The following is a 14676-nucleotide window of genomic DNA, read 5'->3' as shown; positions in this document are numbered from 1 at the left end:
AGTTACGCCCAGCGTTTAATGATTATCGAGGTATTAATGCCGCCAAAGGCAAAGTTATTGCTCTGAATAAATTCGCAATCAATCGGGTGGATTTCCCCCATAATATAATCTAAAGCGCCGCATTGCTCATCCGGTTGTCTTAAATTGAGCGTCGGCGTGAACCAGCCCTCCCGCATCATATGCAGACTCAGCAAGGCTTCCAGCGCGCCGCAGGCACCCAGGGTATGGCCGAAATAGCTCTTTAAGGATGAAATGGGCACGCTGTCGCCGAAAATAGCGGCGGTCGCCTGACTCTCGGCGATATCCCCGCGATCGGTTGCCGTGCCGTGGGCAGAAATGTAGCCAATGTCCTGCGGGCTAAGACCCGCCATCGCCAGCGACTGCTCCATACACACCTGCATGGTTTCACGCTGGGGCTGGGTGATGTGCGCCGCATCGCAGTTGGTGGCAAAGCCCACGATCTCGCCATAGATTGTCGCCCCGCGTGCTCTGGCGTGATCCAGCGCTTCCAGCACCAGCGTGCCCGCCCCTTCGCCAATCACCAGGCCATCGCGCTGAACGTCAAACGGCGACGGCGTGGTTTTGGGCGCGTCGTTACGCTGGCTGGTGGCAAACAGGGTATCGAAAACCGCCGCTTCCGACGGGCACAGCTCTTCCGCGCCGCCTGCCACCATCACGGTCTGGTAGCCGTGACGAATCGCTTCCCAGGCGTAGCCAATCGCCTGGCTGCCAGAGGTACAGGCGCTTGAGGTGGGGATCACCCGTCCGCGCAGGCCAAAGAACAGTCCGGTATTCACCGCCGTGGTGTGCGGCATCATCTGCACGTAGGTGGTGCCGGTGATGTTGTGGGTGTGCTTTTCGGTGAGCATGGAGGCAAACTCGCTGACCGGTCCGGTGCTGCCCGTCGACGAGCCGTAGGCGATGCCGGTCTGACCGTTGGTCAGTACCGCGTCGTCGATCAGGCCCGCCTGCTCCAGCGCCAGCTCGGTGGCGCGGGTTGAGAGCAGCGACACGCGGCCCATGGCGCGAATGCGCTTACGGGTATAGTGAGCGGGCAGAGTGAAATCTTCAATCGGCGCGGCGAGCAGGGTTTGCAGGCCGTCATACGCCTGCCACTCCGTCATGGTACGTACCGCATTTTCATACTCGCGCAGACGGCGCGAGATGGTCGGCCAGTCCTCGCCGAATGCGGTGATGCCGCCCATGCCCGTAATCACTACCCGGCGGGTCATAGCATGCCTCCGTTGATCGATATCACCTGTCGCGTCACATAGCCTGCTTTATCCGACATCAGGTAGCTCGCCAGCCCGGCCACTTCCTCGGCCTGGCCCATACGCTGCATCGGGATCATCGACATCGCCGCGTTCAGCGCGGCTTCATCCATCTCGCTCATACCGGTATCAATCAGCCCCGGCGCGATGCAGTTGACGGTGATTTTGCGTTTTGCCAGCTCGGTGGCGAGCGCTTTGGTGGCGCCGATGATCCCGGCTTTCGCCGCGCTGTAGTTCACCTGCCCACGGTTGCCCATAATGCCTGACACCGACGACAGGGTGATGATCCGCCCGCCCTTGCGGGTGCCGATCATCGGCATAATGCAGGGATGAATGACGTTATAAAAACTGTCGAGATTGGTGTGGATCACGCTGTCCCAGTCATCGTCGCTGAGCGCCGGAAATGCGCCGTCGCGGGTAATACCGGCGTTACTGACCACGCCATACCACGCGCCGTGGTCAGCGATCGCCTGTTCCAGCACCGTACGGCACTGCTCGCGGTTGCCCACGTCAAAGGTGAGTAAACGGCCTGCGCCGCCTGTCTGGACAATCGCCTCAAGCGTCTCCTGCGCGCCCGCTTCATCACGATGGTAATGCACGCCGACGGTGAAACCGTCCGCCGCAAGCTGAAGGGCGATAGCGCGGCCAATGCCTTTGCTGGCGCCGGTGACCAGTACGGATCTCATGATGGTGTTCCCTGGTTAAAAAGTGTGGTTAATTCTTCCTCGCTCGGCTGGAAGGTGTTTACGCGGCCCGTGGCGAGGGAAATATTATCCGCATGAATTGTGCACTCGAAGCTGCCAAAGCGCTCATCCTGCATCAGACGTTCGATGGTGATGATCAGCGTGCTGCCTGCGGCAAAATGCCCTGCGTCGCACACCAGCTCGCGCGCGCCCAGCACCATACCCAGCGCACAGTGCGGCAGCCCTTTTTGCATCCGGTGCCATTCAGACCAGACGCCCACGGTCTGAGCCATCAGCTCCAGCGCAAACCAGCCGGGCAGGTTGCCGCCTGCGTCCAGAAACGGCGCCAGAACGCCCCGTTCGTTCACCGTCACGTTGCAAATGGCGCGGTCATCGGTGACGCTTTCCACGCTCTCAAGCAGCAGCATCGGCGTGTCGTGAGGAAGATAATCCCCGGGTGGTAAGTAGCGCATCATACTCTCCCCAGCAGAAGGCTGGCGTTGTTGCCGCCAAACGCGAAGGAGTTTGACAGGATCACCGCTTTTTTCAGCGGTACGCTCTGGTGCAGTAGGCCGAAGGCGGGCAGGGTGTCGTCCGGCGCGTAGCGGGAAAAATCCTGCGGCGGCAGCGGCAGGTCTCGGGTCAGGATCAGCCAGCTCAGGGCGGCCTCGGTGATCCCGGCGGCACCCAGCGTGTGGCCGGTAAGATGTTTCGTGGAGCTGCACGGCACTCGGTCGCCAAAGAGATCGTGGATCACCTGCGCCTCAATGCGATCGTTCAGCGGCGTGGCGGTGCCGTGCAGGTTGATATAACCGACGTCCGCCGCCGTCATGCCCGCCTCGTTCAGCGCCTGGGTGATGGCGCGGATCGCCCCTTCGCCCTGCGGATGTGGGGCGGAAATATGGTACGCATCGCTGGATTCCCCCGCGCCCAGGAGCGCAATCTCACCCGGCTCGCGGGTCAGTACCATCAGTGCTGCCGCTTCGCCAATGGTGATCCCCCGACGGTTGCGGCCAAACGGTTCGCACAGGGTCGGGGAGAAGGATTCCAGGCTGTTGAAGCCGTTGACCGGCATGCGGCTCAGGCTGTCGGCCCCGCCGACGATGGCGACGTCCACCAGACCGGCGTCGATCAGGCGACGGCCGCTGATGATCGCCCGTGCGCTGGAGGAGCAGGCGGTCGAGATGGTATTCGCCGGGCCGTCCAGCGCAAGCCAGCTGGCGAGAAAGCGCGACGGATCGCCCAGCTCCTGCTGCGGATATTGCCACTGCGGACTGCGCTCGCCGTTCTGCGTGCGGCGCACGTACTCATCACCCTCGTCCAGTCCGGAGGTGCTGGTGCCCAGCACCACCGCCACGCGGTCGCGCCCCACGCGCGCAATGGCCGCATCGACGGCGGGCCGGATTTGCGCCAGCGCCGCCAGCAGCAGCTGGTTGTTGCGACTTCGATGCGCAGAAAAAGACCCGGGAACAGGGGGAAGATCACCCTCCACCCCGCCCAGCACGGCCTCGGGTAAGCCCTGTAGCCAGCCCGCACGCTGGCGCATCCCGGGGGCCACGCCAGCGTTCAGGTTTGCCGCTATTTCATCAGCCGAGTTGCCGAGCGCGTTGACCATGCCAACGGCAGAAAGGTAAATCATCTCAGTCACCCAGATATTGAATGGTGATGTGGTAGTGAAAAGCGTGCTGCACAATGCTAATCGGTTCGCGCCTGCCGTTACGGTTCAGGTAGGCAATTTCCGTGACCAGCTTGCCATCGGGGTTGCGCAGTTCGCGTCTGGTGTCAGTATCGTTCAGCGTCCAGCCTTTCGGCAACTGCGGCTGCCAGGCGCTGAGCGGCCAGTGGCTGAGCATCACGTCGGCCAGCACCTGGCTGGCGGGCGGCAACTGCGGCATCACAACCGACTGCTCGGTGTGGATCCCGGTGTCGTCGTAGGTGGCGAGGAACAGGCGGATCCCGACGGAGGAGAGGCCGGCAAGCGTCACTTTATTTCCATCGGCGTTCAGCATCACCAGCAGCGACTGGGTCTGGCCTTTAAAACTGCCGGTAAGCAACTGCTGCGCGCGGATGGCAGGCGTGATGCCCGGCGGTGGCAGCGTGACGCGGGTACCGGGCTGGAGCCAGGCCTGAGGACGCGCGTCATCGTGGTTCGTCGTATGGCTACACCCCGCCAGCAACAGGGTCATCATCACTGCCGCCAGGCGAATGAAACGGGTCATGGTAAGTTCTCTTTGTTAGTCGGCATCGCCAGCGGGGCGAGCAGGAACGCGGTGAAGATACCGCTCACCAGCACAATGCCAAAGCTGCTGATGGCCTGAGTGGTGCTGAACACCAGCATCCCCAGCGTCAGTAGGGTGGTCATCATGGCGAGGGTAATCGCCAGCATGGAGGTCAGCGGCGTGCCGCGCGGGTTGCTGAAAAACAGCGTGTAGTTGATGCCAATGCCGAGGACCAGCACCAGCGCCAGCAGGGAAAACAGGTTCACCGGATGGCCCGTCACGGCCAGCGCCGCCAGCCCGCCGCCCAGCGACAGCACGGACGGCACCAGCGCCACCAGCCCTTTTCGCCAGCCGAGGCGCACCACCGCGCCGCAGGCAATCACCGCCAGCGCCACGCCCAGCAGCCCCGTCAGCAGCGCGCGGTAGAGTGCAAACAGGCTGTCGAAGCTGGCCTTACGGTCAACCCAGACGACTCTGGGATGGCGGGCGGCCAGCTCACCGAGCGCAGCGCTGTTTCTGACGCCATCGACCGGGACCAGCACACCGCTTTTGCCGTCCGGCAGCGTCAGCCACAGCAAACGCCAGCCCTCGCTGGCCGGACTGGCAAGCCACGCCTCCACGCTGACAGGCATGGCGTTCAGATTCGGGGCGACGGCATTCAGCCCCGTGCTTTGCAGCATTTTCGTCACCGTCGGCGCGGCGTTACGCAGAAGTTGCAGATCGCTGTTCTGCCGCGCCAGCGAGTTCAGCGGCAGGGTGCGCCAGCGGGTTAATTCTCCGGCTTTTTGCGCCTGCGCCAGCGCCGGGGTAAACGCCTCCAGCCGCTCCAGCGTTTCCTGAGCCGACTCGCCATACACCACGAACCACTTCTGATCGACATTTTGCCCGGTCAGGGCGGTGATGGTTTTTTCCTGCGCCAGAATGTCCTGCGGCAGCGCCTGAAGCCGGGCGATATCGTCATCCACCCGCAGGCTGGCGATCCCGATGGCGGAGAGCAGCGCCAGTGCTACCGGCAGCCCGACGGAGAGGGTTTTGCTGTCGCGCCAGGCGTTCAGCCAGCGCTGCATCATCCCTCTCAGGGGGATCGGGCGAACCGGCAAGCCACGGCACAACCACGGGTGCCAGAAAATTACCGTCAGGCACGAGGCGCTCAGCCCTGCGGCGGCGAACACCGCCATCTGACGAATGCCGGGGAAGGGGGCCAGCATCATGAAGAGATACGCCACGACGGTGGTCAGCAGCGCCAGCAGCAGCGCGTTACGCACTTTTGCCAGGCTTTGCCAGGGCGAGTGTTCCGCGCCGTGCACCATCCGCTCCGTGAGGTAGTAAATCGTATAGTCCGCCGAGATGCCGATGATGCTCATGCTCATCACCAGCGTCATCAGGTGCAGCTCACCGAACAGCAGGAGCGTCACGACCGTCCCCGCCAGCGCGCCGATGGCAATAGAGAGCAGGCTCAGCAGCAGCGGACGCACGGAGCGAAACACCGACACAATCAGCAGGATCACCCCGAGCACCGTGGCGACGCCAAGCGTGGAAATATCTTTTTTAGCCTGCTGGCTGGCGTAATCGCTGTAGAACACCGTCCCGCGCGAGAGCAGCTGCGCCTGTGGATACTGGCTTTTCAGCGTCTGCTGCATCGCGTTGAGGGTGGTCACCAGCTCGTGGGTTTGCTGCATGTCAAACGACGAGCCTGCCAGCTCGCCGTGCAGCAGATACCAGTAGTTCCCGGCCGCATCTTTTGTCACCAGCCAGCCGTCCATCAGCTGCATCTTCTGGCTGTTCTTCGCCAGCGCGAGCTGCGCGCCGCGCATCAGCATCAGCGGATCGTTTTGCAGCTCCTTGCCGCTCACGCCGGAAAAGGCGGAGTAGAGCTGGGACAGGATCCACTGAGCCTGCGCTTCACCGCCGTTTTGCAGGCGGGCGCGGGTGGCCGGATCGACCAGGCCATTGCGGTGCTGCCAGAAGAAATCTCCCCAGGCCTGTTGCCCGGCGGCATCCAGCGGACCTTTTACGACACTCAGCGCCTGGCTGCGTTGCAGCAGGGTTAACCACTGCTGCGCCACGCGCGGGTCCGGCTGTTTACCAGGGCTGACCAGCCAGATGAGCTGGCGGTCGAGGCGCTGCATAAATCCGTCGTTGAGGGCGGGAGGGATCGCGCCGAGCGTCTGTTTCGGCAGCATGGCGAGCACGCTGCTGTTCAGCCGCGCGCCAGGCAGCAGCGACAGCAGCACGCCCAGCAGGATCAGGCATACCGCGGCCCACAGCAGCGCCGGGCGCAGGGCGTTACGGTGCGGCAAAGCGCTGGCGTTCTGCATCGGTCAGGCGGGCGGGCGTCAGTTGGTGGCGGGAGAGGGCGATATCCGTCGTGTCGCCCTGCTTATCGTTCAGGCGAATGGATTCCAGATAGATCGCGCCCTTCAAATCAAGGGTGGAGAAAATCTTGTCCAGCGGCGTGGTAACGGGCGTCAGCACCAGCGACCAGCGGCCTTCACCCAGGTCTTTGAAATCGACGCGGAAGTTCTCTTCCAGCACCTTGCGGTCGGCCTGGAACAGCGCCCGCAGCAGATGGTTGAACTGGAACATCTGCGGGTTAGTGTCGGCGGTAATGGTCTGCGGCGGCTGACCGTTGACGATTTGCACCATCCGTTTGTCATCCAGCAGCAGCGTCATCGGGAACGGCGCTTTTTGATCCCACAGCAGGCCATTGTCACGGGCGATCAGCATCTCCCCCTGCGAGCGCAGGGGCTGAGGCATGTCCTTGATCGTGCGGATCTGTTCGAAGTGTGCGCGCACCACCGGTTGCTCTGCAAACCGCTGTTGCAGTTCATCCAGCGTGACCGCGTTCACCAGCGGGCTTACCAGCAGCGCGAGTAGCGTTATCCACTTCATGGCGCGATCCCCATGCGTTCGAACAGAATGGCCGGGCTGACAAAGCACATCTCCCGGCTTGCTTCCTCCACGGCCACCTGAATGGTGTAGCCGGTGGTGGTGCGTTTCCCGGTTGGCGCGTCGAAGATTTGATAGGCGATGCGCAGACGGTTTTCAACCTCTTCAATGTGGGCGCGGACGCGAATGCGCTGCTCGAAGGTCACCGCGTCGCGGTATTTCACCCGGGTATCCACCACCGGCCAGACGTAGCCGGACGCTTTCATCTGGCGATAGCCGTAATCAAACTGGTTGAGCAGCGCTTCGCGGGCAATCTCAAAATAGCGGAAATAGTTGCCGTGCCACACCACGCCCATCATATCGACGTCGTGGAACGGAACGGTGATTTCAACTTCAGCCGTAAAGCGGGGATCGGTCAGCACCCTTTACTCCTTCTCGTTGACCTCTGGCAGCTGCCAGAAATCGAAAAAATTAAACCAGTCGAGCGGCGACAAGAGCGCGTAATGCTCCAGCCGCTGCGCATAGCGATCGACGGTCTGCTGTAGCGCCTGCTGGCGTTCGCCGCGCGGCAGCAGCAGCGGGTCGGCAAACGGCTCGCAGTGCAGGGTCAGCTTTCCCTGCTGGCAGAGGGCAAAAATCAGCACCACCGGGCAGCGCAATAGGGACGCCAGGATAAACGGTCCCTGCGGGAACGGCGCGGGCTGGCCCATAAATTCGCTCCATATCACCCGCCAGCTGCCGCCGCGCTGCGGGGTGACGGCGATCCGATCGCCCACGATCGCCACCCATTCGCCGCGATCCAGCTTCTCTTTAATGAGGATGGCGGTCTCCGGGCCAATGTCGGTGACCGGCATCAGGTGAATGCCCGCCTGCGGCGCCATCTCCTCCATCACCTGTTTAAAACGCTGAGCATTGTCGCTAAAGACCAGCGCGTTGATGGTTTTCGCCCCTTCGCGCTGGGCCAGCGCCCGGCAGGCTTCCACATCGCCAAGATGCGACGCGAGCAGCAGTTTGCCCTGAGGATCGTCAAGACCCAGCGCCTCCTGCGCGCCTGGCGCAAAGACCAGATCGCGATGAAGCTTCATTTCGCCGCGCCAGCTGGCCACTTTGTTCAGCATGGCATGACCGAAGCGCAGGAAGTGGGAAAAACTGTTAAGCCGTACGGGTTGCGGCATTTGCCGCTGTGCCATCACCGTTTTAACCCGCGTCAGCCACTGCTGCGACGCCTGACGCGCAGCGCGGGCGGTCAGCCAGTAGACGGCCGTAACCGGCCACAGCAGGATGGTAAACGCCTTTCGCCCCAGCAACTGCCAGACGCGCAGCATCAGGCGCATGCCCCATAATCCTTTCACCTCCTGCTGCTGCGCCCAGTGCTGCGAGCGGCGACGCATCAGCAGGGAAGGAATGCGCGGCAGCATGCCGAGAAACAGACGGGTATGCATCAACGAGATGCGCACGTTGTCTTTCAGGGCATCGAAATGGGATACCCCGTCCGGCGGATAGGTCACGCGGGTGGGCAGAAAATAGCTGGTGTTGCCCTGCCAGTAGAGGCGCACCATCACTTCAGTATCAAAATCCATCCGCCTGCCGAGCGGCGTGCCCGCCGCCAGGCGCATTACCGGCGCTATCGGGTAAACGCGAAACCCGCACATGCTGTCTTTCAGTTGCAGGGAGAGGGTTTCAATCCAGACCCAGACGTGTGTTATCCAGCGCCCGTACAGGCGCGAACGGGGGATCGAGTCATCATAAACGGGCTGACCGGAAATGAGCGCATCGGGATGGCGTTCGGCCAGCGCCAGCAGTTTGGGGATGTCTTCAATAGCGTGCTGGCCGTCAGCGTCCACCTGAACGGCGTGGGTGAAGCCGCGATCGGCACAGGCTTTCAGCCCCTGCATCACCGCCGCGCCTTTGCCGCTGTTTTCGGCGAGGCGCAGCAGCGTGACCTGCGGACGATCCGCCGCCAGCGCTTCAAGCGTGCGGCGCGTGGTTTCATCACTGCCGTCGTCCACCACCAGACAGGGCAGATCGAAAGGCGCCAGGCGCGCCAGCACCGAAGCCATCATCGCCCCGTGGTTGTAGCACGGGATCAGGACGCAGGGACGGAAGGTTACTGACATAGGCGAATCTTCCCGCTGCTGGCGGTGTGGCGCTCGTTACCCGCATGGCGCTGGTAGCTAAAGGTCAGCATCTGGCGTTCGGGCTGCCAGGCAAGGAGCAGCGTGACCGTGTTCTCCGGCAACAGCGGGGCGGCGAACTTTACGTTCTGAATACTGTGAAAACGGTAGCCCGGCGCCAGCGCGGCGGCGTAATGCATCACCCGGTCGAGCTGGGCCACGCCCGGCAGCAGCGGCTGTACGGCGAAATGTCCCTTAAACCAGAGCAGGTCAGGATCAAGATAAAGGGTTATCTCCAGATACCCGGGGCCAGGCTCGCGGCGTTCGATTTCAGGGATTTTCATGAAACAACTCCTGTAGCTGCGCAGTTACGCGCTTGTTCATGCTGTTGACCGGAATTTCATCAACGATCCGCCAGTAGCGCGGCACGGCAACCGGTTCAAGCCAGGGGCGAAGGGCGCGACGCCAGGCGAGCTCCTGCGCTTTTTTGCTCTGTTCGTGTTGCTGACGCACCGCTTCATTCAGCACCAGCAATACGCCAATACCCTGACGCCCGCCGCGCGTCACCGTCAGCGCGGCGGCTTCGCGGATGCCGTCCAGCGCCAGCAGGCGGCGCTCAATGTCATCGAGCGAAATGCGCTTATCTTCAATTTTGACCACCCGACCGCGGCGCCCGACGAGGCTGAACTGCCCGTCAGCCGTGAAGTGCAGGATATCATCCAGCAGGACCCCCTCCGCCTCGGGGATCAGCGGCGACGTCACGCGATCGCCGTGAAACGTCACGCCGGGGAAAGGCTGCCAGCGGATGCTTTCCTCCTGACGGTAGCGCCAGGCCATAACCCCCGTTTCTGTGCTGCCGTATATTTCATCCGGCCAGACGTTGAGCCAGGCCTGAACCGCGGCGACCTCCTGCCAGGGCAGCGCGCCGCCAGCGGAGAAGAGCAGGTTGACGGGGGGCGGCGTCAGCGACGCGTCCAGCCGCTTGAGAAACGCCGGACTGCTGATGAAAAGATAGCGTTTATCGTCGGGAAGGGCAGAGAGCTGCTCGGCATAGTTGAGCAGGCTGGCGTGCAGCGGCAGGCCGAGCGCCATGGGTAAGACGACACGAAACGTCAGGCCATACAGGTGGTGCAGCACCACGGAAGCGACGACGTGACAGCCTGCCAGACGCTCGCCAAAATGTTCCGCCAGCAGACGAGCCTCACGATCCAGGCTGACCACCGGCTTACTCACCCGCTGCGGCGTGCCGGTCGAGCCGGAGGTGTAAAGCTCGATCGTGCGCATCTCATCGATGGCAGGCAGCGGTGAAAAGGGATGGCCTGCCCGCTGAGCGGAAGCAACCCGCAGCTGTCGCCCCTGAAAATCGAGCGTGGTGTCGCTCAGGACGCCGCTGAACAGCGCCCGCTGTTCGTTAAGCTGTGCCGCCCGGCTGTGCCCGGGGAGGACCGGCGTTTTACCCGCATGCAGCGTCGCCAGCAGCGCGACAATAAACAGATAGCCGTTTTCGATGCACAGCGCCCAGCGCTCGCCTTCTTCATCACGCAGCGTGTCGACCAGCTGAGTGACGTCGTGGCGCAGATCGCCAAGCGTCCAGAGATGGTTGTCCTGCCAGGCGACAGGGGTGTCGTCAGGGCGGGGGGCACTGAGCCACTGGCTAAGCGGGAGAGGGTTAAGCATCGTTTTTCATCACCCGTTGTCGCACCAGCCACTCGCCGGCCATCAGCGTGCCCATCAGGAGATAGGCAATCATCCCGTTCCACAGCGTCCACAGACGGATATCGGCGTGTACTACGGTAAACAGCGCGATCGCCCCGTTAATAATAAAAAAGCCGCACCAGACCCGGGTAACCCGGCGCGTGTAACGTACCCCGACGGGGGAGAGATCCGGTTCACGCAGGCGCGCCAGCCGTTCGACGACAGGCATTGCCGTCCACAGCGAACCGCCAAACACCACCAGCATCACCAGATTCACCACCACCGGATAAAACAGCACCCACTGGTGCGCGTGCAGGACGTAGCTCGCCGCGCAAAGCGCTATGCCAGCCAGCGCCACGCTCACGAAAAGATAACGCAGGGGACCGCCCTGCCGACGGGCCTGGCAGACGCGTAACAGCAGCACCAGCGCCATCACGGGCAGTATCCCGTGCAGGCTATTATTCGCCAGCCCGAAGCCGATCAAAAACGGCCATGCCAGCAGCATCAGCCCCGTCAGGGCGGGAAGAACTGGAATCGAACGCACGTTACGCGTCGCGCTGAAGCTGTTCCACAACGTCCACGACGTCCTGCACCGTGCGCACCGCTTTGAAGGTTTCGGGCTTAATTTTATGGCCCGTTTTCTTTTGCAGGTGCACTACCATATCGACGGCATCAATGCTGTCGAGATCCAGATCCTCGTAAAGACGTGCCTCAGGGGTAATATCCTCCGGAGCGACTTCAAACAGCGTAATAAGAAGCGCAGAGACTTCCTGATAAATCGTTTGTTGTTCTGTCATAGCGGTCATTCTCAGGCGCGTTGTTGATGAATAAAAGCCGCGAGCGTGGCAACGGAATAGAAGTGCTGACGCATCTCGTCACTTTCGGCAGAAAGCACTACGCCGTACTGATTTTTTACCGCCAGCCCCAGCTCAAGGGCGTCGATTGAGTCCAGACCGAGGCCGTCGCCAAAGAGCGCGGCGTCTGTATCAATATCCTCTGGGGTAAGTTCTTCCAGATTCAGCGTAGAGATAATGAGATTCTTAATTTCAAGATAGAGCGCTTGCATCTTTCGTTCCTGACAAAGATTGAAGACCGGTTGTTAACTGATGCTGCATATGCCGGTTTAACTGCCTTGCCGCCAGCGCGGGTTCGTGCTGACTCGCATCATAAAAATCATGAATGTTGATGCGTTCGCGAACATCCACGGTGAAAACAGGTTTGTTGGGGGGCACGTTATACCAGCTGCTCTGTTTATCCAGCATCCGTTCGCTACAGTGGATCACCACCACGCGCACGGCGCTGTTGCAGCGAACGGCGATATTCGCCGCCCCACGTTGCAGGGTCATGGCTTCTCCCACCCGGGTGCGGGTGCCTTCAGGGAAGATAAGCAGGGTGTCGCCCTGGGCCAGACGCTGCTGGCTTGCGGCAAGCAGCGTGTCGGCTTCGCTGTTAATCAGATAGTCCGCCGCGCGGATCACGCCGCTGACGAACGGGTTACGCAGCAACGCGCTTTTCACCAGACAGTCAGTTTCGTTCATCACCGACGCCAGCAAAACGTAGTCCAGCAGCGAGGGATGGTTCGCAATCACCAGACAGCCTCGCTCGGCGCGCAAAACGTCCAGGTTGTTGAAATGGTAATCCAGTACCCCTACACCGCGTACCACCGCGAGGAACAGGCGGAAACTGGCAGAAATAGTGCGGCGTGCCAGGCGGCGACGTTGAGTGCGGTCACGCTGGAAAATCAGCAGCAGGTTAAACCACACCAGCGACAGCGTCAGCCCGCCGAGGCCGAACAGGGCGAAGCACAATCCGGTCATCAGCATGCGCCATACCCGATCGAGGCGGGAACGTAACCCTCTCATTGGCGCGTCCATTGCCACAGCAGGCGCTCGCCCGGCAGGGTAAACTGGCGCTCGTCCCGCAGGTAATGGCGCAGGAACTGCAGGCTTTGCGGCAGCGAGGGCTCTTCAGGCCTGCGATTGGCGTGCGTTTCACAGCTGAGCGTATTTCCGGCCTCAATTACCAGCGCCAGCGCGTAGGGCCAGACGGGCATCTGCGGCGGCAGCCCGGCGTGATAAAACTCCGGCAGCAGACCGTCGAAATCTACCAATAACACGCGTGAGTAGCCCGCATGCAGCAGGCTCAGCACCTCGCATAAGCTCTGCTGGAAGGTATCCATACCGGCGGAAACCGACGAAGAGACAACCGGCTGACGCGCGGCGATAGTGAGATTGCCGACCGCCGAGTTGTGTACCGACATGGCAAAATCGGTGGGGGAAACGGGCTGATCTGCCGCCAGGGCCTGGAGAATACGAAAATTGCGTTCCAGCTCCCCGTGACGGCTGCTGTAGACGACGGCGTCGATGCGGTGTTTGCGCAGCATCATCAGGCCGAGATCAACGGCCAGCTTGCTGCCTGAATTCAGGCGGCGGGCGGTCATCATCGGCAGATCGGTCAGTTTCGCCAGCGGTGCATCAGGATCGATGGCGTCAGACCGGCGTGACCATGCCTGCCATTCGTCGGCATCGCTGAGTCCTGGCGCTCTTGCCTGCCAGTCGATAAGGGTAAGTGTAAATTTCATCTACGCGCGTCCGCGATAAACCTGTTTCTGTGACTTTTTCTTCGCCAGCGCGATTTGCTGCGCACATCGTACAATGTTGTCGTCGCGCTGGCGAATAAACGTCACTTTTAACCCTTTCCACCCGGTTATCCCGGCAAACGGCTTTTTGGCCGACCCGGACCCAGCAGGATGGCGAGTTTACTGCCTCCTTTCGTGGTTTCCATCCAGATTTTACAGACGCTGGTGAGCGGCACGGAGAGCAGCATGCCCACCGGTCCCAGCAGCCATCCCCAGATCAGTAAAGATAAAAACACCACCATCGTCGACATGCCCAGACGGTGACCCATCATGCGCGGTTCGAGAATATTGCCCAGCACCATATGCACGACGAGGAACAGCGCTCCTACCAGCATGCACTCATAAAAACCGTTAAACAGGAACGCCTGGATCATCGGCGGAACGGCAGAAAGCACCGCGCCGATATTGGGCACGTAGTTCAGTAAAAACGCCAGCACGCCCCACATCAGCGCGAACTGCACGTCCAGCAGCACCAGCCCCAGCCAGACGATCACGCCGGTCCACAGGCTTAACAGCGTTTTCAGCGCCAGATATTTGGACACACCCTTCAGCGCGCGATGCAAGCCGGCAATGTGGATCTGCGGATTGTTCAGGGCAAAACGCAGCTTATACGGCACGTGGCGCACTTCGAACAGCATAAACACCACCGTCATCACCAGCAGCAGAATGCTGGCCATTGCCCCGGAAAGCCCGGTCATCAACGTGGTGGCGTAGGTCATCACCTTCTCGGAATCCATCCGGCGCAGCATCCGTTCCGGTGAGATATGCAGATTCACGAACGGCAACATGCGCTGGAGATCGACCAGCTTGCGCGTCAGCTCTTTATTGTACTGCGGCAGCATGGTGGAAAATTCGCTCAGCGAGGCGGCGAGCACGCCGAACAGCGCCGTCAGGACAACCAGCATCACCATCACCACAATGGTAATCGCGACCGGGCGGCTGATGCCCCGGCGTAAAAACCACGTCACCAGCGGGTTGAGGACGATGGCGAAAAACAGCGCCAGCAGAAGCTGAACAATGATATCCGCCGCCGCATGGATACCCGCAAGGATAACCACCAGGCAGGCGAGTTTTAATAAAATATGAAGTCCGGCTTTGTCGGGCGGGCTGGCAGTCATAAGAATTCCTTTTTCCGGGGGGCTTGCTAATTGTAGTGCGCCGGATTCG

The 14676-nt window shown here is 61.4% G+C and carries 17 protein-coding genes; all 17 read right to left on the bottom strand.

Going from position 1 to position 14676, the window contains the following annotated elements; all coding sequences use genetic code 11:
• Positions 1 to 2: 2 nt before the first annotated feature.
• Positions 3 to 1232, bottom strand: coding sequence for a beta-ketoacyl-ACP synthase (locus tag L2Y28_RS21165; protein ID WP_022649692.1), 1230 nt, complete (start codon positions 1230 to 1232; stop codon positions 3 to 5).
• On the bottom strand, positions 1229 to 1960 hold the full coding sequence (locus L2Y28_RS21160; RefSeq protein ID WP_236919597.1) for a 3-ketoacyl-ACP reductase FabG2: 732 nt from the start codon (positions 1958 to 1960) through the stop codon (positions 1229 to 1231). The genes L2Y28_RS21165 and L2Y28_RS21160 overlap by 4 nt, the downstream gene beginning before the upstream one ends.
• Complete coding sequence (locus L2Y28_RS21155; protein ID WP_022649690.1) at positions 1954 to 2427, bottom strand: dehydratase; 474 nt, start codon at positions 2425 to 2427, stop codon at positions 1954 to 1956. The genes L2Y28_RS21160 and L2Y28_RS21155 overlap by 7 nt, the downstream gene beginning before the upstream one ends.
• Entirely contained in the window at positions 2427 to 3593 is a 1167-nt protein-coding gene (locus tag L2Y28_RS21150; protein WP_022649689.1) for a beta-ketoacyl-[acyl-carrier-protein] synthase family protein, read from the bottom strand. Before L2Y28_RS21150 ends, L2Y28_RS21155 begins: the two co-directional genes overlap by 1 nt.
• A gap of 1 nt (position 3594) precedes the next feature.
• A complete protein-coding gene (locus tag L2Y28_RS21145) occupies positions 3595 to 4173 on the bottom strand; it encodes a DUF3261 domain-containing protein (RefSeq protein WP_022649688.1) in 579 nt (192 codons plus the stop codon).
• The gene (locus L2Y28_RS21140; protein ID WP_022649687.1) at positions 4170 to 6491 is read right to left on the bottom strand and encodes an MMPL family transporter; all 2322 of its coding nucleotides are present in this window, start codon (positions 6489 to 6491) and stop codon (positions 4170 to 4172) included. The genes L2Y28_RS21145 and L2Y28_RS21140 overlap by 4 nt, the downstream gene beginning before the upstream one ends.
• Entirely contained in the window at positions 6460 to 7065 is a 606-nt protein-coding gene (locus tag L2Y28_RS21135; RefSeq protein ID WP_022649686.1) for an outer membrane lipoprotein carrier protein LolA, read from the bottom strand. Before L2Y28_RS21135 ends, L2Y28_RS21140 begins: the two co-directional genes overlap by 32 nt.
• Positions 7062 to 7484: a thioesterase family protein gene (locus L2Y28_RS21130; RefSeq protein WP_022649685.1), complete on the bottom strand. Its 423-nt coding sequence runs from the start codon at positions 7482 to 7484 to the stop codon at positions 7062 to 7064. Before L2Y28_RS21130 ends, L2Y28_RS21135 begins: the two co-directional genes overlap by 4 nt.
• Before the next feature lie 3 nt (positions 7485 to 7487).
• Positions 7488 to 9179: a glycosyltransferase gene (locus L2Y28_RS21125; RefSeq protein WP_022649684.1), complete on the bottom strand. Its 1692-nt coding sequence runs from the start codon at positions 9177 to 9179 to the stop codon at positions 7488 to 7490.
• Entirely contained in the window at positions 9170 to 9520 is a 351-nt protein-coding gene (locus L2Y28_RS21120) for a (3R)-hydroxymyristoyl-ACP dehydratase (protein ID WP_022649683.1), read from the bottom strand. Before L2Y28_RS21120 ends, L2Y28_RS21125 begins: the two co-directional genes overlap by 10 nt.
• A complete protein-coding gene (locus L2Y28_RS21115) occupies positions 9507 to 10853 on the bottom strand; it encodes an AMP-binding protein (protein ID WP_022649682.1) in 1347 nt (448 codons plus the stop codon). The genes L2Y28_RS21120 and L2Y28_RS21115 overlap by 14 nt, the downstream gene beginning before the upstream one ends.
• Positions 10846 to 11445 (bottom strand): hypothetical protein, encoded by a 600-nt coding sequence (locus L2Y28_RS21110; RefSeq protein WP_022649681.1) that lies wholly within the window; start codon positions 11443 to 11445, stop codon positions 10846 to 10848. The genes L2Y28_RS21115 and L2Y28_RS21110 overlap by 8 nt, the downstream gene beginning before the upstream one ends.
• Entirely contained in the window at positions 11417 to 11668 is a 252-nt protein-coding gene (locus L2Y28_RS21105; protein ID WP_022649680.1) for an acyl carrier protein, read from the bottom strand. The genes L2Y28_RS21110 and L2Y28_RS21105 overlap by 29 nt, the downstream gene beginning before the upstream one ends.
• Positions 11669 to 11679: 11 nt before the next feature.
• Positions 11680 to 11937, bottom strand: a complete 258-nt coding sequence (locus L2Y28_RS21100) for a phosphopantetheine-binding protein (protein ID WP_003861263.1) — start codon at positions 11935 to 11937, stop codon at positions 11680 to 11682.
• Positions 11918 to 12733, bottom strand: a complete 816-nt coding sequence (locus L2Y28_RS21095; protein WP_022649679.1) for a 1-acyl-sn-glycerol-3-phosphate acyltransferase — start codon at positions 12731 to 12733, stop codon at positions 11918 to 11920. The genes L2Y28_RS21100 and L2Y28_RS21095 overlap by 20 nt, the downstream gene beginning before the upstream one ends.
• Positions 12730 to 13452 (bottom strand): beta-ketoacyl synthase chain length factor, encoded by a 723-nt coding sequence (locus L2Y28_RS21090; protein WP_022649678.1) that lies wholly within the window; start codon positions 13450 to 13452, stop codon positions 12730 to 12732. Before L2Y28_RS21090 ends, L2Y28_RS21095 begins: the two co-directional genes overlap by 4 nt.
• Positions 13453 to 13577: 125 nt before the next feature.
• Positions 13578 to 14627, bottom strand: coding sequence for an AI-2E family transporter (locus L2Y28_RS21085; protein ID WP_003861270.1), 1050 nt, complete (start codon positions 14625 to 14627; stop codon positions 13578 to 13580).
• Positions 14628 to 14676: the final 49 nt, after the last annotated feature.

Origin of the sequence: Enterobacter sp. JH25 (assembly GCF_021725435.1) — a bacterium.
Taxonomy (GTDB): Bacteria; Pseudomonadota; Gammaproteobacteria; order Enterobacterales; family Enterobacteriaceae; genus Enterobacter; species Enterobacter intestinihominis.
This window is presented reverse-complemented; position numbering and strand designations above follow the sequence as displayed.